This window comes from Micromonospora sp. DT233 (genome assembly GCF_049841815.1).
Taxonomy (GTDB): Bacteria; Actinomycetota; Actinomycetes; order Mycobacteriales; family Micromonosporaceae; genus Micromonospora.
Genome location: NZ_JBNCLB010000001.1, coordinates 141,654 through 155,934, shown reverse-complemented (window position 1 = coordinate 155,934; position 14,281 = coordinate 141,654). Strand labels below are relative to the sequence as shown.

14 protein-coding genes are annotated in these 14,281 nt (G+C 75.7%); 5 read left to right on the top strand and 9 right to left on the bottom strand.

What is annotated here, in order from left to right; translation table 11 throughout:
• Positions 1-18: 18 nt before the first annotated feature.
• Positions 19-1,503 carry a glycerol kinase GlpK gene (gene glpK / locus ACLQ2V_RS00745; RefSeq protein WP_425716373.1) on the bottom strand — a complete coding sequence of 495 codons (1,485 nt, stop codon included), beginning with the start codon at positions 1,501-1,503 and terminating at the stop codon, positions 19-21.
• Between the two features lie 63 nt (positions 1,504-1,566).
• On the opposite strand from glpK, the gene ACLQ2V_RS00740 reads away from it, so the two are divergent.
• The gene (locus tag ACLQ2V_RS00740; RefSeq protein ID WP_425716372.1) at positions 1,567-2,505 is read left to right on the top strand and encodes a ribose-phosphate diphosphokinase; all 939 of its coding nucleotides are present in this window, start codon (positions 1,567-1,569) and stop codon (positions 2,503-2,505) included.
• A 51-nt stretch (positions 2,506-2,556) separates the two neighbouring features.
• Here ACLQ2V_RS00740 and ACLQ2V_RS00735 read toward each other — a convergent pair whose 3' ends face one another.
• Positions 2,557-3,012, bottom strand: a complete 456-nt coding sequence (locus ACLQ2V_RS00735; protein ID WP_425716371.1) for an ATP-binding protein — start codon at positions 3,010-3,012, stop codon at positions 2,557-2,559.
• 121 nt (positions 3,013-3,133) lie between these two features.
• On the opposite strand from ACLQ2V_RS00735, the gene macS reads away from it, so the two are divergent.
• Positions 3,134-4,267 carry a MacS family sensor histidine kinase gene (gene macS / locus ACLQ2V_RS00730; protein ID WP_425716370.1) on the top strand — a complete coding sequence of 378 codons (1,134 nt, stop codon included), beginning with the start codon at positions 3,134-3,136 and terminating at the stop codon, positions 4,265-4,267.
• Positions 4,264-4,968 (top strand): response regulator, encoded by a 705-nt coding sequence (locus ACLQ2V_RS00725; protein ID WP_425716369.1) that lies wholly within the window; start codon positions 4,264-4,266, stop codon positions 4,966-4,968. Before macS ends, ACLQ2V_RS00725 begins: the two co-directional genes overlap by 4 nt.
• 46 nt (positions 4,969-5,014) lie before the next feature.
• On the opposite strand, the gene ACLQ2V_RS00720 is transcribed toward ACLQ2V_RS00725, so the two are convergent.
• The 3 genes from ACLQ2V_RS00720 to ACLQ2V_RS00710 all read right to left on the bottom strand — a co-directional run bounded on the left by ACLQ2V_RS00720 (position 5,015) and on the right by ACLQ2V_RS00710 (position 7,499).
• The gene (locus tag ACLQ2V_RS00720) at positions 5,015-5,587 is read right to left on the bottom strand and encodes a DUF5709 domain-containing protein (RefSeq protein WP_425716368.1); all 573 of its coding nucleotides are present in this window, start codon (positions 5,585-5,587) and stop codon (positions 5,015-5,017) included.
• A 143-nt stretch (positions 5,588-5,730) separates the two neighbouring features.
• Positions 5,731-6,501: an ATP-binding protein gene (locus ACLQ2V_RS00715; protein ID WP_425716367.1), complete on the bottom strand. Its 771-nt coding sequence runs from the start codon at positions 6,499-6,501 to the stop codon at positions 5,731-5,733.
• The gene (locus ACLQ2V_RS00710) at positions 6,501-7,499 is read right to left on the bottom strand and encodes an SDR family oxidoreductase (protein ID WP_425716366.1); all 999 of its coding nucleotides are present in this window, start codon (positions 7,497-7,499) and stop codon (positions 6,501-6,503) included. The genes ACLQ2V_RS00715 and ACLQ2V_RS00710 overlap by 1 nt, the downstream gene beginning before the upstream one ends.
• 206 nt (positions 7,500-7,705) lie before the next feature.
• Between ACLQ2V_RS00710 and ACLQ2V_RS00705 the strand changes: the two genes are divergently transcribed.
• Positions 7,706-8,974 carry a glycosyltransferase gene (locus ACLQ2V_RS00705; protein ID WP_425716365.1) on the top strand — a complete coding sequence of 423 codons (1,269 nt, stop codon included), beginning with the start codon at positions 7,706-7,708 and terminating at the stop codon, positions 8,972-8,974.
• Between the two features lie 52 nt (positions 8,975-9,026).
• On the opposite strand, the gene ACLQ2V_RS00700 is transcribed toward ACLQ2V_RS00705, so the two are convergent.
• From ACLQ2V_RS00700 to aroA, 4 genes are read right to left on the bottom strand one after another with little or no spacing between them, the layout of a single operon-like run.
• Positions 9,027-9,962: a hypothetical protein gene (locus ACLQ2V_RS00700; protein WP_425716968.1), complete on the bottom strand. Its 936-nt coding sequence runs from the start codon at positions 9,960-9,962 to the stop codon at positions 9,027-9,029.
• A gap of 59 nt (positions 9,963-10,021) precedes the next feature.
• Positions 10,022-10,840 carry a histidinol-phosphatase gene (gene hisN / locus ACLQ2V_RS00695; RefSeq protein WP_425716364.1) on the bottom strand — a complete coding sequence of 273 codons (819 nt, stop codon included), beginning with the start codon at positions 10,838-10,840 and terminating at the stop codon, positions 10,022-10,024.
• Positions 10,841-10,895: 55 nt separating this feature from the next.
• On the bottom strand, positions 10,896-11,987 hold the full coding sequence (rsgA, locus tag ACLQ2V_RS00690) for a ribosome small subunit-dependent GTPase A (protein ID WP_425716967.1): 1,092 nt from the start codon (positions 11,985-11,987) through the stop codon (positions 10,896-10,898).
• 58 nt (positions 11,988-12,045) lie between these two features.
• The gene (gene aroA, locus ACLQ2V_RS00685; RefSeq protein WP_425716363.1) at positions 12,046-13,347 is read right to left on the bottom strand and encodes a 3-phosphoshikimate 1-carboxyvinyltransferase; all 1,302 of its coding nucleotides are present in this window, start codon (positions 13,345-13,347) and stop codon (positions 12,046-12,048) included.
• Between the two features lie 115 nt (positions 13,348-13,462).
• Between aroA and ACLQ2V_RS00680 the strand changes: the two genes are divergently transcribed.
• The gene (locus ACLQ2V_RS00680) at positions 13,463-14,170 is read left to right on the top strand and encodes an SOS response-associated peptidase (RefSeq protein ID WP_425716362.1); all 708 of its coding nucleotides are present in this window, start codon (positions 13,463-13,465) and stop codon (positions 14,168-14,170) included.
• Positions 14,171-14,281: the final 111 nt, after the last annotated feature.

Sequence of the window (14,281 nt, the reverse complement as noted above, 5' to 3'; positions counted from 1 at the left end):
GGATCGCCGCCCTGCCCGTCACTCCTCCCAGTCGAGGGTGCGCTGCACCGCCTTGCGCCACTGGCGCAGCTCCCGGTCGCGGTGCTCGGGCGCCATCGTGGAGCTCCACTGCGCGTCGGAGCGCCACTGGGCGCGCAGGGTGGCCAGGTCCGGCCAGAAGCCGACGGCGAGCCCGGCCGCGTAGGCGGCACCCAGGCAGGTGGTCTCGGTGATCCGGGAGCGAACCACCGGCACGTCCAGCACGTCGGCGAGGAACTGCATCAGCAGGGCGTTCGCGGTCATCCCGCCGTCGACCCGCAGCCGGCGCAGCGCCACGTCGGAGTCGGCGTTCATCGCGTCGACCACCTCGCGGGTCTGCCAGGCGGACGCCTCCAGCACCGCGCGGGCCAGGTGCCCCTTGGCGATGTACCCGGTCAGCCCGGCGATCACCCCGCGCGCGTCGCTGCGCCAGTGCGGGGCGAAGAGCCCGGAGAACGCCGGCACCACGTAGCAGCCGCCGTTGTCGTCCACGGTGCGGGCCAACTCCTCCACCTCGGCGGCGGTGGAGATCAGGCCCAGGTTGTCGCGCAGCCACTGGACCAGGGAGCCGGTCACCGCGATCGCGCCCTCCAGCGCGTACGCGGCCGGCTGGCCGGCGATGCGGTACGCGACCGTGGTGAGCAGGCCGTGCGTCGAGGCGACCGGGCTCGCGCCGGTGTTGAGCAGCAGGAAGCTGCCGGTGCCGTAGGTGCACTTCGCCTCGCCCGGCTGGAAGCACGTCTGCCCGAACAGGGCGGCCTGCTGGTCGCCGAGCGCGCTGGCCACCGGCACCCCGGCGAGCGGCCCGCCGGCCGTGCCGTACACCTCGGCGGAGGAGCGGATCTCCGGCAGCATCGCGGCCGGCACGCCGAGCGCGTCGAGCAGCTCCGGGTCCCAGTCGAGGGTGGTCAGGTCCATCAGCATCGTCCGGCTGGCGTTGGTCACGTCGGTGACGTGCCGGCCGGTCAGCTTCCAGATCAGCCAGCTGTCCATGGTGCCGAAGAGCACCTCGCCCCGCTCGGCGCGCTCGCGCAGCCCGTCGACGTGGTCGAGCAGCCAGCGCAGCTTCGGGCCGGCGAAGTACGTGGCCAGGGTCAGCCCGGTGCGCTCGCGCAGCCGCTGCTCGCCGTACGCGTCGGCCAGCGCCCGCAGCTGCGGCCCGGTGCGGGTGTCCTGCCAGACCACGGCGGGCGCGACCGGGCGGCCGGTGGCCTTGTCCCAGACCACGGTCGTCTCCCGCTGGTTGGTGATGCCGACCGCCGCCAGCCCGGCCGGCCCGATGCCGGCCGCGTCCAGCGCCTCGCGGACCACCAACTGGACGTTGTCCCAGATCTCCTCGGCGTCGTGCTCGACCCAGCCGGGGCGGGGGAAGCTCTGCCGGTGCTCGCGCTGGGCCACGGCGACGATCTCCCCGGCCCGGTCGAACACGAGGCACCGCGAGGAGGTGGTGCCCTGGTCAATGGCGGCAACGTACTCTCCGGTCACCGCAGCACCGTACCCGGCCCGCCGCCGGTCCGCCTTGCGTGGACGGCCGTACGATCGGTCATCGTGCGCGACATCGCCGTCTTCAGTGGAACCGCCCATCCCGACCTCGCCGACGAGATCTGTGCCCACCTCGGGGTGCCGCTGCGCCCCGTGCGGGTGTCCCGGTTCGCCAACGACTGCCTGGAGGTGCAGCTCCAGGCGAACTGCCGGGAGCGTGACGTCTTCCTGATCCAGCCGCTGGTGCCGCCGGTGCAGGAGAACCTGGTCGAGCTGCTGCTCATGATCGATGCCGCCCGAGGCGCCTCGGCCGGTCGGATCACCGTGGTGCTGCCGCACTACGCGTACGCCCGCTCGGACAAGAAGGACGCGCCGCGCATCTCGATCGGCGGCCGGCTGGTCGCGGACCTGCTGACCTCGGCCGGCGCGGACCGGGTGCTGGCGATGACGCTGCACTCGCCGCAGGTGCACGGGTTCTTCAGCGTCCCGGTGGACCACCTGCACGCGCTGCGCGAGCTGGCCGGTCACTTCCGCCAGTACGACCTGAGCGACGCGGTGGTGGTCTCCCCGGACCTGGGCAACGCCAAGCAGGCCGCCGCGTTCGCCCGGATGCTCGGCACCCCGGTCGCGGCGGGGGCGAAGCAGCGCTTCAGCGACGACCGGGTCGAGATCAGCACGGTGATCGGCGAGGTGGCCGACCGGGACGTGATCGTGCTCGACGACGAGATCGCCAAGGGCAGCACGGTGATCGAGCTGATCAGCCACCTGCGGGAGTTGAAGGTCCGCTCGATCCGGCTGGCCTGCACCCACGGCCTCTTCTCCAGCGGGGCGTTGGAGCGGCTCAGTGACCAGGACGGGGTGCTGGAGATCGTCTGCACGAACACGGTGCCGATCCCGACGGAGAAGCGGGTGCCGAAGCTTGAGGTGCTCTCGGTGGCGCCGGCGCTGGCCGAGGCGATGCGCCGGATCCACAACGGGGAGTCGGTCAGTTCCCTGTTCGCCTGAGCGGGCAATCGTCGCCTGAGCCGGGAATCGGCCCGGCGCGGTGCGGGTCGGTCACTCCCCGGCGGGCTCGGGGACGCCGACGGTGGAGCTGATCCGCACCGTGGTGCCGGCCGCGCCGGTCTCGACCTGCATGGCGTCGCTCAACTCGCGCGCCAGCCAGAGGCCCCAGCCGCCGGCGGTCTCGGGGGCGGGGCGGCGGTGGTCGTCGAGCCGCGCCGCGCCGATGCCCCGGCCGTGGTCGGCGACCTCGCAGACCAGTCGCCCCGGCTGCTGCCACAGCCGCAGCCAGCCCCGCCCGCCGCCGTGCCGCACCGCGTTGGTGATCAACTCGTTGACCGCCAGCACGAAGTCGTCGAGGCGCTGCCCGGCCAGGCCCGCGGCATGCGCGTGGCAGGTGACCGCGTGGCGCAGCGCGGTAACCTCGGCCTGAGCGAATGCCTCGGCGATCAGGGGCGAAGTGTCGATGGGCACAACCGTACGCGGTGCCGGTGGTTCTGCGTTCGTCATGGCCCCGTCCGGGGGGTGGGTCACGGACCTGTTTGCGGCTTATTCACCGTACGCCAGGATTTGTGGTCGCGCATCCGGCGCTCCTGCCGCCCGCGCGGCGGTCTGTGGCATCGTGTCGGGCGTGCCGTCCCCGCCCGGTGGATTCGAGGTCCCGCTCTGGCGGGCCGTCGCGGTGTTCCGCTTCGCCGCCCTGGCGTACGTCGGTCTGCTGATCCTGCGCGACGCCGACCGGTACGCCCACCCGGTGGTGGCCGGGGTGGTCCTGCTGGTGATGCTCGGCTGGACGGTGACCACCGCCTACGGGTACGCCCGCCCGGCGCTGCGGGGCTGGCCGCTGCTGCTGGCCGACCTCGCGGTCGTGCTCGGGGTGCTGCTGGTCGGCCCGTGGGCCCAGGGCCGGGGTGCGCTCGCCGCCGGTGTGCCGATCCTCGCGGTGGTCTGGCTGGCCGGGCCGGTGCTGGCCTGGGCGGTCTCCGGCGGCCGGCGGCGGGGGGTGGTGGCCGCGCTGCTGGTCGGCGGGGCCGACCTGGCGACCCGCGACCGGATCGGCCAGTCCACCCTGACCGGCACGATCCTGCTGCTGCTGGCCGGCGTGGTGGTCGGGCACGTCGCCCGGCTGGCGGCGACCGCCGAGCAGCGGCTGCACCGGGCGGTCGAGCTGGAGGCGGCGACCCGGGAACGGGAGCGGCTCGCCCGCGACATCCACGACTCCGTGTTGCAGGTCCTGGCGCTGGTGCAGCGGCGCGGCGCCCACCTCGACGGGGAGGCCGGCGAACTGGCCCGGCTCGCCGGGGAGCAGGAGGCCGCCCTGCGCGCCCTGATCGCCGGGGCGCCACCCCCCGGCCCCGCCCCCGAGGACGGGACGGGCACCCTGGACCTGCGCGCCCTGCTCGCCCGGTACGCCTCGGCGACGGTCTCGCTCTCGACGCCGGCCACCGCGGTCCCGCTGCCCGCCCCGGTGGCCCGGGAACTGGCCGCCGCGACCGGGGCGGCGCTGGAGAACGTGGCCCGGCACGCCGCCGGGCGGGCCTGGGTGCTGGTCGAGGACGAGGGGGAGACCGTGACCGTCTCGGTGCGTGACGAGGGGCCGGGCATCCCCGCCGGCCGCCTCGACGAGGCCGCCCGGCAGGGCCGGCTCGGGGTGGCGCAGTCGATCCGGGGCCGGGTGGCCGACCTCGGCGGCGCGGTGAGCATCACCTCCACCCCCGACGTCGGCACCGAGGTCGAGCTGACCGTGCCGAGGGCCGCCCGATGAACCCCGAGGGGCCGGCCGGCATCCGGGTGATGGTGGTCGACGACCACCCGATGTGGCGCGAGGGGGTGGCCCGGGACCTGACCGAGGCCGGTCACCTGGTGGTCGCCACCAGCGGCGAGGGCCGCCAGGCGGTCCGGGTCGCCGCCGCGACCCGGCCGGACGTGGTGGTGCTCGACCTGCAACTGCCCGACATCTCCGGCGTCGAGGTGATCCGGGGGCTGCGCGCCGCGCTGCCCCGGGTCCGGGTCCTGATGCTCTCCGCCAGCGGCGAGCACCAGAGCGTGCTGGACGCGGTGAAGGCCGGGGCCACCGGCTACCTGCTCAAGTCGGCGGCGCCGGCCGAGTTCCTGGACGCGGTGCGGCGCACGGCGGCGGGGGAGCCGGTCTGCACGCCGGGGCTGGCCGGCCTGGTGCTGGGGGAGTTCCGCCGGCTGGCGGCCGGATCCGAGGGGCCCGCCGGGGGGCGCGACGGCGCGGCCGGCCCGGGTGGCCGGGCCGGGGCCACGCCCCGGCTCACCGACCGGGAGACCGAGGTGCTGCGCCTGGTGGCGAAGGGGATGTCCTACAAGCAGATCGCCGCGCGGCTCGGGCTCTCCCACCGCACGGTGCAGAACCACGTGCAGAACACGCTGGGCAAGCTGCACCTGCACAACCGGGTCGAGCTGACCCGGTACGCCATCGAACGCGGCCTCGACGGCTGACGAGCCCGACCGGGGACCGCCGGTCGGGCCGTCGCGAACCGCCGCCTCAGTTCGAGGCGGGCGGTTGGGTCTCGTGGATCGCCAGCTCCTCGGCGCTCGCGCCGCCGCCGGCCGCGCCCGCGTCGTACGCGACGTTGTCGGTCTCGGTGTCGCTGCGCACCCCCTCGTCGGGCTCCACCAGCCGGCCGACCTGGGCGTCGGCCACGGTGCCGAGCTGGCCGTGGTCGTAGATCGAGACCGGGGAGTTCGGGTCGGAGGTGGGACCCGGGTCGATCACGTCCGCGGCGAGCTGGGCCTGGGCGGCGGCCTCCTCGCTGTCGGCCTCGGCGGCGATGGCCGGGTCGACCGGGGCGGCCAGCGGGTCGTCGGCGGGGCGCTCGTAGCTCTCCCGCTGCAGCTTGTAGTCCAGCGACTCGCCGTCGAGCTGCTCCTGGGCGGTGGTGCCGAAGGCGTCCACCGCCACCGGGGTGCGGTCACCGGGGAGCTGGGCCGGCTCCGGGCCGTCCGCCTCGCGGCCGGTCTCGACGTCGTCGTTGGCCGTCGAGTCGTCGTCGGCGGTGTCGGGCAGCCCCTCCGCCTCGGGATCGGAAACGGGGGTCGGGTACTCGTCGTCGCGCATGGCTGATCACTACCCACTGCCCACCCCGGGTAACCGATGCCGCCCCGGCACTATTCGCCGACCGCGTCGGCCGCTCGGCCGCAGCGCCGGCAGAACAGGGACGAACGCCCCAGGCCGGCGGTCGACCCGCCGGACCGGCGGGATCAGGGCGTTGCGGGATCGGGGCGCAGCACCGCCCAGATGAGCTTGCCGTCGGGCAGCAGGGTGCTGCCCCAGCGCCGGGCCACCGTGTCGATCAACAGCAGGCCCCGCCCACCCGCCGTGTCCACCGGGGCCGCCCCGGGGAGGGCCGGTTGCCGCCGGGAGTGGTCGCGTACGCCGATGTGCAGGGTGTCGTCCCGGGCCGCCAGGCGGACGGTCATCGCGGTACGGGCATGCGCGACCACGTTGTTGACCATCTCGGTCACCGCGATGCAGCCCGGCTCGGCCAGCTCGGGCAGCCCCCACTGGGCGCAGCGGTCGGTCAACAGCATCCGGACCAGCCGCGCCGCCCCCACGGTCGGCGGCAGTTCGGTGCTGGTCGCCGTGGCCAGCGGGGGGCGGGCCAGCGCCACCGTCGCCTCGTCGGCGGTGGCGCAGCCCGAGGGCCCGTCGTCGCCGGCCGTCGCCCCGGTGGGGTCGAGGACCAGCAGTTCGGCGGCCGGCCAGTCGGCGACCTCCCGGCGCACCTCGGCGAAGATCCGTCGGGCGGTCGGGTCGGCGATCCGCAGCCCGGTCAGGTCGACCACCAGCGGGCCGGGTCGTTCGCAGAGCCGCAGGAGCAGCGCGTCGCGGACCGCCTCGGTGGCGGTGGCGTCGAGCACCCCGGAGAACCGGAGCACGCCCGAGCCGTCGGCCTCCATCCGGCAGTGCGCGTCGACGCCCTGGCGCGGTGCGGTCCGCTCGCGGGCGTCCGGTCGGTCGGTGCGCTCCATCAGCGGTCCGTCCGTGGTCGGCGACCGATCGCCGCCATCGTGCCCACCGCCGTGCCGGCCGCCGCCAGCCCGAAGGCGGCGCTCATCCGGACGAGCTGCCGCCGCCGGCCGTGCCACCCGCCGTCCCGTCGGGCCGCCGCGTCGGCGGTGAAGACGTTCCCGGTGCTCTCCGGTCGGGCGGCGGACCCGAGCTCGGTCCGGCGGCCGTACCAGGCGAGCGCGCGTTCGGCCAACGCCGGGGCCACCCGCCACTGGGCGGCGATCAGCCGGGCGGCACCCCCGGCGTACGCCTCGCGGCGGGGCCGGCGCAGCACCCGGACGATGGTCTCGGCCACCAGCTCCGGCGGGTACACCGGGGGCGGCGGGACCAGCTCCCGGCCGGTGTGGTTGGCGGCGTGCCGGAAGAACGGGGTGTCGATGGTGGCCGGCAGCACCGTGCAGACCGAGACGTGCCCCCGTCCGGTGACGCGCAGTTCCTGCCGGATCGTGTCGGCGAGCCCGCGCAGGCCGTGCTTGGTCGCGTTGTAGGCCGACTGGTAGGGCATGGCCACCTCGGCGAGCACGGAGGCGTTGTTGACCAGCACCCCGCCGCCGGCCGCGTCGAGGTACGGCAGGGCCGCCCGCATCCCGTACGCGGCACCGAGCAGGTTCACCTCCAGCACCCGGCGGAACTCCTCCACCGGGATCTCGTCGAAGAGGCCCACCGCGCTGACCGCCGCGTTGTTGATCCAGGCGTCGAGGTGGCCGAACTCCTGCACCGCGCGGGCGGCGAGGTGTTCGACCGCCACCGGGTCGGTGACGTCCGTGGGCACGGCCAGCGCCCGGCCGCCGAGCGCGCGACAGCGGGTCGCGACCTGCTCCAGCGCCGCCCCGCTGCGGGCCGCCAGGACCACGGCCGCGCCGCGACGGGCCAGCGCGTACGCGGTCGCCACGCCGATGCCGCTGGAAGCACCGGTGAGCACGATGGTCGTGTCGTCGATGGTGCGGGTGAGAGGCATTCTTCGCCCGTACCCTCGGCGAGCCCCCTCATGCCGCCCAGGCTGGTCAGATAGTCGTCGCGCAGAGTAAGGGTCGGGCGGGGTGGGTCGCCCCGCCCGGGGTGGCCGCCGCGACTTGGCAGGTTTCGCTTCCCGGGGTCGCGGTTAATGGGACCCTCTGACCGGGAGGACCCACCAAGCTCAACGAAAAGCCATGGAGGTGACCCATGCGCGTCGGCCTGGTCTGCGCGCACTCCGGCCCGTCCCCGCTCGTCGACGGTCCGGTGGTGGGCACCCGCGAGCACATCGCCCGGGTCGCCGCCGAACTGGCCGGCCGGGGCCACGACGTGCATGTCTACGAGCGCCGCGACCACCCGTCGCTGCCGGCGACCCTGCAGGTGGACGGCTATCGGGTGGAGCGCGTCCCGATCGGCCCGGCCGCCCCGACGCCCACCGCCGAACTGGTCCCGCACGTCGCCGCCTTCGGCCGCTGGCTGGCCGACCGGTGGTCGGGGGAGTGGACCCCGGAGGTGGTGCACGGGCACTACTGGGTGGGCGGGCTGGCCGCCGCGCACGCGGTCCGGGAGACCGACATCCCGGTGGTGCAGACGTTCCACTCCCTCGGCGTCGAGCAGCTTCGTCACCTCGGCCCCCAGTACGACGGCCCCGGGACCCGCATCCCGCTGGAGCGGGCCCTGACCCGGGCCGTGGACATCGCGGTGGCGCAGAGCAACGACGAGGTCGACGAGCTGACCCGGATGGGGCTGCAACGCGCGGCGGTGGCGATGGTGCCGACCGGGGTGGACGTCGAGCGGTTCCACCCCGACGGCGAGGCGGCGCCGCGCGACCGGCGGCACCGGATCCTCTCCGTCGGCGGGCTCTCGGCCGGCCACGGACAGGAGGACCTGATCCGGGCGATGCTGCTGGTCGGCGACGCCGAGCTGGTGATCGCCGGTGGCCCGCCGGCCGACCAGCTGGCCGGGCACGCCGAGGCCCGCCGCCTGCGCGAGCTGGCCGAGCGCACCGGCGTGGGCAGCCAGGTGAAGCTGGTCGGCGGGGTGCCGCACGACCAGATGGCCACCTGGTACCGCTCGGCCGACGTGGTCGCCTGCACCCCGCGCTACTCCTCGGCCGGTCGGGTGTCGCTGGAGGCGATGGCCTGCGGCGTGCCGGTCGTCGGGTACGCGATGGGCGGCATCGCCGACGCCGTGGTCGACGAGGTCACCGGGAAGCTGGTGCCCCCGGGCGACGTGCGGACCCTGGGGGTGACCCTGCGCCGACTGCTGGCCGACAACGCCGGCCGGTTCGCCTACGGGCACGCCGCGGTGGACCGGGTGCGGTGCAGCTACACCTGGGAGCGCACGGCCGGGGCCCTGGAGCGGCTCTACGAGCGGGTGGTGCGCCGGCGTCGACCGGTCGAGGAGACGGCCCGGTCAAGCGGCGTCGAGACGGTGCAGTCGGGCGGCGTCGAGACGGTGCAGTCGGGCGGCGGCTAGGCGGTGCGGTCGGCCAGCCCCGGGCCGGTGCGGTCGGGCGGCCTCGGGCCGGCTAGCCGCGTGGCTCCGCCGCACGGTCCAGCTGCGCCGCCGAGCCGCGCGAGCGGACCGGGGCCGGCGCGGGGGCCGGGGCGGGCGCGGGAGCGGGGGCCGGGGCGATCTTGCGCTCGCGTTGCCGGGGGGCCCCGGGCTGGTGCTGCGGCTCGGCGTACCGGGTGAGCCCGATCACCGCGACCAGCGTGGTCAGGAAGCCCAGCGCGGCCAGCCACTCCCGGCCCGGCCAGATCTTGTCGTTGAGCAGCAGCAACCCCACGATCGCGGCCGGCACCGCGCCGGCCGCGTCCATCGCGGCGACCGCCGCCGTGGTCGAGCCGCGCTGCATGGCCAGGCCGAGCAGGAGCTGACCGACCAGCGAGTGCGCCACCAGCAGGTAGAGCAGCGGGTCGCGGACGACCCCCTCCAGGCTCCCCACCCCGGCCAGCGGGCGGGCGGCCACCGCGGCGGCGGAGAAGGCCAGCCCGGCCAGGGAGCCGAGCGCCACCGACCCGGGGGCGCCGTGCAGCCGTACCGCGAAGAAGCCGAGCACCCCGATCAGCACGAGCGTCGCGGCCAGCGCGATCAGGCCGGCGGTGCCGAGCTGCTTGGACGGTGCCGGCTGCGCGGCGAGCACCAGCCCGGTGATCCCGGCGAAGAGCAGGCCCAGCAGCGCGATCTCCGCCCTCGGCAGCCGCCACTTCAGCACCAGCACGCCCAGGATGGCGGTCACCCCCAGCCCGGCCGCCACGCTCGCCTGGACCAGGAACAGCGGCAGGTCCTTGCGGGCCAGGAACGCCAGCACGAAGCCGGCGATCTGGCAGAACAACCCGACCAGGTACGTGCGGTGCCCGGCCAGCCGCAGCAGCAGCCACGGATCGAAGGTGTGGTGCAGCGTGGTGCGCGCGGCGGCAACGGACTGGAGCAGGTTGGCGATGCCGTACGCGACGATCATCGCCGCGAGGAAATACCAACCGGAGGACACCACCTGGCGAGGATAGAGGCTGCCGGCGCTCAGCGCGCGATCGGCCGAGCCAGCCTGTCGAGGACCTCGGCGTGCAGTGGGCCGTTGCTGGCCACGGCGCTGCCGTGGGTGGCCGCGTCGCCGCCGGGGGCGGGCCGGCCGGCCAGGTCGGTGAAGGCGCCGCCGGCCTCGGTGACGATCGGCACCAGCGCGGCGACGTCCCACAGCGACAGTTCCGGCTCGACCATCACGTCCAGCGCCCCCTCGGCCAGCAGCATGTAACCGTAGAAGTCGCCGTACGCCCGGCTGCGCCAGGTGTCGCGCATGAGCTGGAGCATCGGCTCCAGCCGGCCGGCGTCCTCCCACCCGGACAGTGACGAGTAGCAGAAGCTCGCGTCGGCCAGCCGGTTCACGCGTGAGACCCGGATCGGCGTGCCGTGCGCGGCGTCCGGGCCCGCGTACGCGCCCGCGCCCGCAGCGGCCCACCAGCGCCGGCCCAGCGCCGGCGCGGAGACCAGCCCGAGCACCGGGCGGTCGCCCTCCAGCAGGGCGATCAGGGTGGCCCAGACCGGCACCCCCCGGACGAAGTTCTTCGTCCCGTCGATCGGGTCGACCACCCAGCGCCGCCCGTCCGGCCCGGTGGCGGGCTGCGCGCCGTACTCCTCGCCGAGCAGGCCGTCGCCGGGCCGTCGCCGGGCCAGCACCGCGCGGATCTCCCGCTCCACGGCGGTGTCGGCGTCGGAGACCGGGGTCAGGTCCGGCTTCGCCTCCACCCGCAGGTCCAGGGCGCGGAACCGGGCCGTGGAGATGGCGTCGGCCCGGTCGGCGAGCAGGTGGGCGAGGGCGAGGTCGTCGGCGTACCCGGTCATGGCGCAGACGGTAGCGGCGGCCCGGTGGGCGGTCGGCGCGCGGGTCGCCGGCGGGTCACGACCCCGCCAGCGGGTCGCCGGGGTTGCGCTGGTCGGGCTCGCGGGAGTCGCCCTCGCCCGTGCGGGAGGCCAGCAACCGGCGGTACGACGCCAGCCGCCGGGCGTCGGCCCGGCCGGCGGCCACCCAGGCGTCCAGCGCGCAACCGGCCTGCTCGGCGGTGTGCTGGCAGTTGACCGGGCAGTCGACCGTCGCCTCGACCAGGTCGGGGAAGCCGTGCAGCAGGCTCTCGGCCGAGACGTGCGCCAGCCCGAAGCTGCGTACGCCCGGGGTGTCGACGATCCAGCCGGCGGCGGCGCCGAAGCCCGGCGCGGCCCCGGACGCCGCGGAGCGCCCGGCCTCGGTCGGGGCGCCCGGGCGGAACGGCAGCGGCAGCGCCACCGCGCTGGTGGAGGTGTGCCGGCCCCGGCCGATCGCGCTGACCACGCCGACCGCCCGGGCGGCGGCGGGGACGAGGCGGTTGACCAGGGTCGACTTGCCCACCCCGGAGTGCCCCACCATGACCGACACCCGCCCGGCCAGCAGGTCGCGCAGCGCGTCGAGGTCGGAGTCGGGCCGGACCAGCACGTACGGCAGCTCCAGCTCGGCGTAGTAGCCGACCACCTGCTCGGGACCGGCCAGGTCGGCCTTGGTGAGGCAGAGCAGCGGCTCGATGTCGGCGTCGTACGCGGCCACCAGGCAGCGGTCGATGAAGCCGGTGCGCGGCGGCGGGTCGGCCAGCGCGCTGACGATGACCAGTTGGTCGGCGTTGGCGACCACGACCCGTTCCAGCCGCCCCTCGGCGGTGGTCTCGTCGTCGTCGGCGGTGCGCCGCAGCACCGAGCGGCGCTCGGCGATGCGGACGATCCGGGCCAGCGCGCCGGCCGCCCCGCCGGTGTCGCCGACCAGGCCCACCCGGTCGCCCACCACCACGGACTTGCGGCCCAGCTCGCGGGCGCGCATCGCGGTCACCGGCGGGTCATCCCGGCCGGCGTCGGAGAGCACGCAGGTGTAGCGGCCCCGGTCGACGGCGATGACGAAGCCGTCGACCGCATCGTCGTGCCGGGGCCGGGTCCGGGTACGAGGGCGCGAGGACTTCCCGGGCCGGATCCGCACGTCGTCCTCGTCGTACTCCCGCCGTTTGGTGGTCAGGACGTCCCCCCGCCGGTCAGCTCTTCTCGGTCACCACTGCCGACCATAGTGCCGGAAACTCCGGCATGGTCTTCGAGGTGCACGACACGTCGTCCAGCTCGATGCCGGGCACGGCCAGCCCGGTCACCGCGGCGGCGTGCGCCATCCGGTGGTCGTGGTACGTGCGGAAGGCGCCGCCGCGCAGCGGGCGGGGGCGGATCTCCAGCCCGTCGACGGACTCGGTGAGGTCGGCGCCCAGGCCGGTGAACTCGCGGGCGAGCGCGGCGATCCGGTCGGTCTCGTGGCCCCGGATGTGCGCGACCCCGGTGAACCGCGACGGCGAGTCGGCGAGCACGGCCAGCGCGGTCAGCGCCGGGGTCAGCTCGCTGACGTCGGAGAGGTCGGCGTCGATCCCGTGCACCGTGCCGGTGCCGCGCACGGTCAGCCCGGCGGTGCCCAGCGTCACCTCGCCGCCCATCCGTTGCAGCAGCGTGCGGAGCTGGTCGACGGGCTGGGCGCTGCTGCGCGGCCAGCCCCGCAGGGTCACCTCGCCGCCGGTGACCAGCGCGGCGGCGAAGAACGGCACCGCGCCGGAGAGGTCGGGCTCGATCTCCCAGCTCCGCCCGGTCAGCGCGCCCGGCTCGACGACCCAGACGTCGGGGGTGCCGTCGTCGACGGCCGCGCCGGCGGCCCGCAGCATCTGCACGGTCATCCGCAGGTGCGGCGCGGAGGGCACCGGCGGGCCGACGTGCCGGACCACCACGCCCCGGTCGAAGCGCGGCGCGGCCAGCAGCAGGCCGGAGACGAGCTGGCTGGAGGCGGAGGCGTCGATGACCACCTCGCCGCCGGTGACCCGGCCGGCGCCGAAGACGGTCAGCGGCAGGCTGCCGGTGGCCGGGGAGTCGACCCGGACCCCGAGGGAGCGCAGCGCGCCGATCAGCGGGCCGAGTGGCCGGGTGCGGGCCTGCGGGTCGCCGTCGAAGGTGATCCGCCCGTCGGCGAGGCCGGCGACGGGCGGCACGAAGCGCATGATCGTGCCGGCCAGCCCCACGTCGACGTGGGCCGGGCCGACCAGTGGGTGCGGCCGCACCAGCCAGCGGTCGTCGTCGGCGATCGACATGTGCGCCCCGAGCGCCCGCAGCCCGCCGGCCATCAGCTCGGTGTCCCGGGCGCGCAGCGCCCCCAGCAGCGTGGACGGGCCGCCGGCCAGCGCGCTGAGCACCAGCGCGCGGGCGGTCATCGACTTGGAGCCGGGCAACCGCAGCGTGGCCGCCACCGGGTCGGCGGCGGTGGGCGCGGTCCAGGGCCGCAGCGGCCGGGTGACGATCGAATTCTCCACGGTCGTATTCTGCCGTCTTTCGCCCCCGGCGCGGCCGGTCGACAGCCGCGCTCCCGCTTCGCGGGACGCCCCCGGCGGGACAACCGAACGCGGCGTGGCGAGTTAGCGTGTGCCCATGTGCGGCAGGTACGCGACGACCCGGAACGCGGGCGAGTTGAGCGAGCTGTTCTCCTCGTCCGACGAGACCGACGGCGCCGTGCGGTCCAGCCACAACGTCGCCCCGACCAGTGCGGTGCCGCTGGTGCGGCTGACCCCCGAGGGGCACCGCGCCCTCTGCGTCGGCCGGTGGGGCCTGCTGCCGCCGTGGTCCCGGTCGCCCGCCGCCGGGGCCCGGATGATCAATGCGCGGGCCGAGACGCTGGCCACCAGCCGGGCGTACGCGTCGTCGTTCGCCCGCCGCCGCTGCCTGGTCCCCGCCGACGGCTGGTACGAGTGGGTCCGCCGGCCCGAGGGCGGGCGGCAGGCGTACTACCTCACCCCGGCGGACGCCTCGGTGCTGGCGCTGGCCGGCATCTGGACCACCTGGGACGGCCCGGCCGGGCCGGTGCCGACGTTCAGCGTGCTCACCACGGCCGCCCTCGGCGCGCTGGCCGAGGTGCACGAGCGGATGCCGCTGTTGCTGCCCCGGGAGCGCTGGGCGTCCTGGTTGGGGCCGGTGGACGAGCCGGCGGCGCTGCTCGACCCGCCGCCCGCGCGGTGGCTGGCGGGCCTGGAGATCCGGCCGGTCGGGCCGCAGGTCGGCAACGTGCGCAACGACGGGCCGGGGCTGACCGCCCGGCTGGCGGAGCGGAGCGCGCCGGCGGAGGAATTGACGCTTTTCTGACAGCAGGTGGGCGCATTGTCGGGTGCTGATTTGCTCGCATTGTGGGTGAATCGTCGCCCCGCTCTTCAGGCACACTTTCCCGCCGGCCCTTGTCTCCGTGTCCCCAAATGC

What these genes read in the sequence shown, in the direction of transcription:
- ACLQ2V_RS00720 (WP_425716368.1), bottom strand. Translation starts at nt 5,587, where the DNA reads ATGCGCGACGACGAGTACCCGACCCCCGTTTCCGATCCCGAGGCGGAG.
- ACLQ2V_RS00700 (WP_425716968.1), bottom strand. Translation starts at nt 9,962, where the DNA reads ATGATCGTCGCGTACGGCATCGCCAACCTGCTCCAGTCCGTTGCCGCC.
- ACLQ2V_RS00710 (WP_425716366.1), bottom strand. Translation starts at nt 7,499, where the DNA reads ATGCCTCTCACCCGCACCATCGACGACACGACCATCGTGCTCACCGGT.
- ACLQ2V_RS00680 (WP_425716362.1), top strand. Translation starts at nt 13,463, where the DNA reads ATGTGCGGCAGGTACGCGACGACCCGGAACGCGGGCGAGTTGAGCGAG.
- ACLQ2V_RS00715 (WP_425716367.1), bottom strand. Translation starts at nt 6,501, where the DNA reads ATGGAGCGCACCGACCGACCGGACGCCCGCGAGCGGACCGCACCGCGC.
- ACLQ2V_RS00725 (WP_425716369.1), top strand. Translation starts at nt 4,264, where the DNA reads ATGAACCCCGAGGGGCCGGCCGGCATCCGGGTGATGGTGGTCGACGAC.
- hisN (WP_425716364.1), bottom strand. Translation starts at nt 10,840, where the DNA reads ATGACCGGGTACGCCGACGACCTCGCCCTCGCCCACCTGCTCGCCGAC.
- ACLQ2V_RS00735 (WP_425716371.1), bottom strand. Translation starts at nt 3,012, where the DNA reads ATGACGAACGCAGAACCACCGGCACCGCGTACGGTTGTGCCCATCGAC.
- ACLQ2V_RS00705 (WP_425716365.1), top strand. Translation starts at nt 7,706, where the DNA reads ATGCGCGTCGGCCTGGTCTGCGCGCACTCCGGCCCGTCCCCGCTCGTC.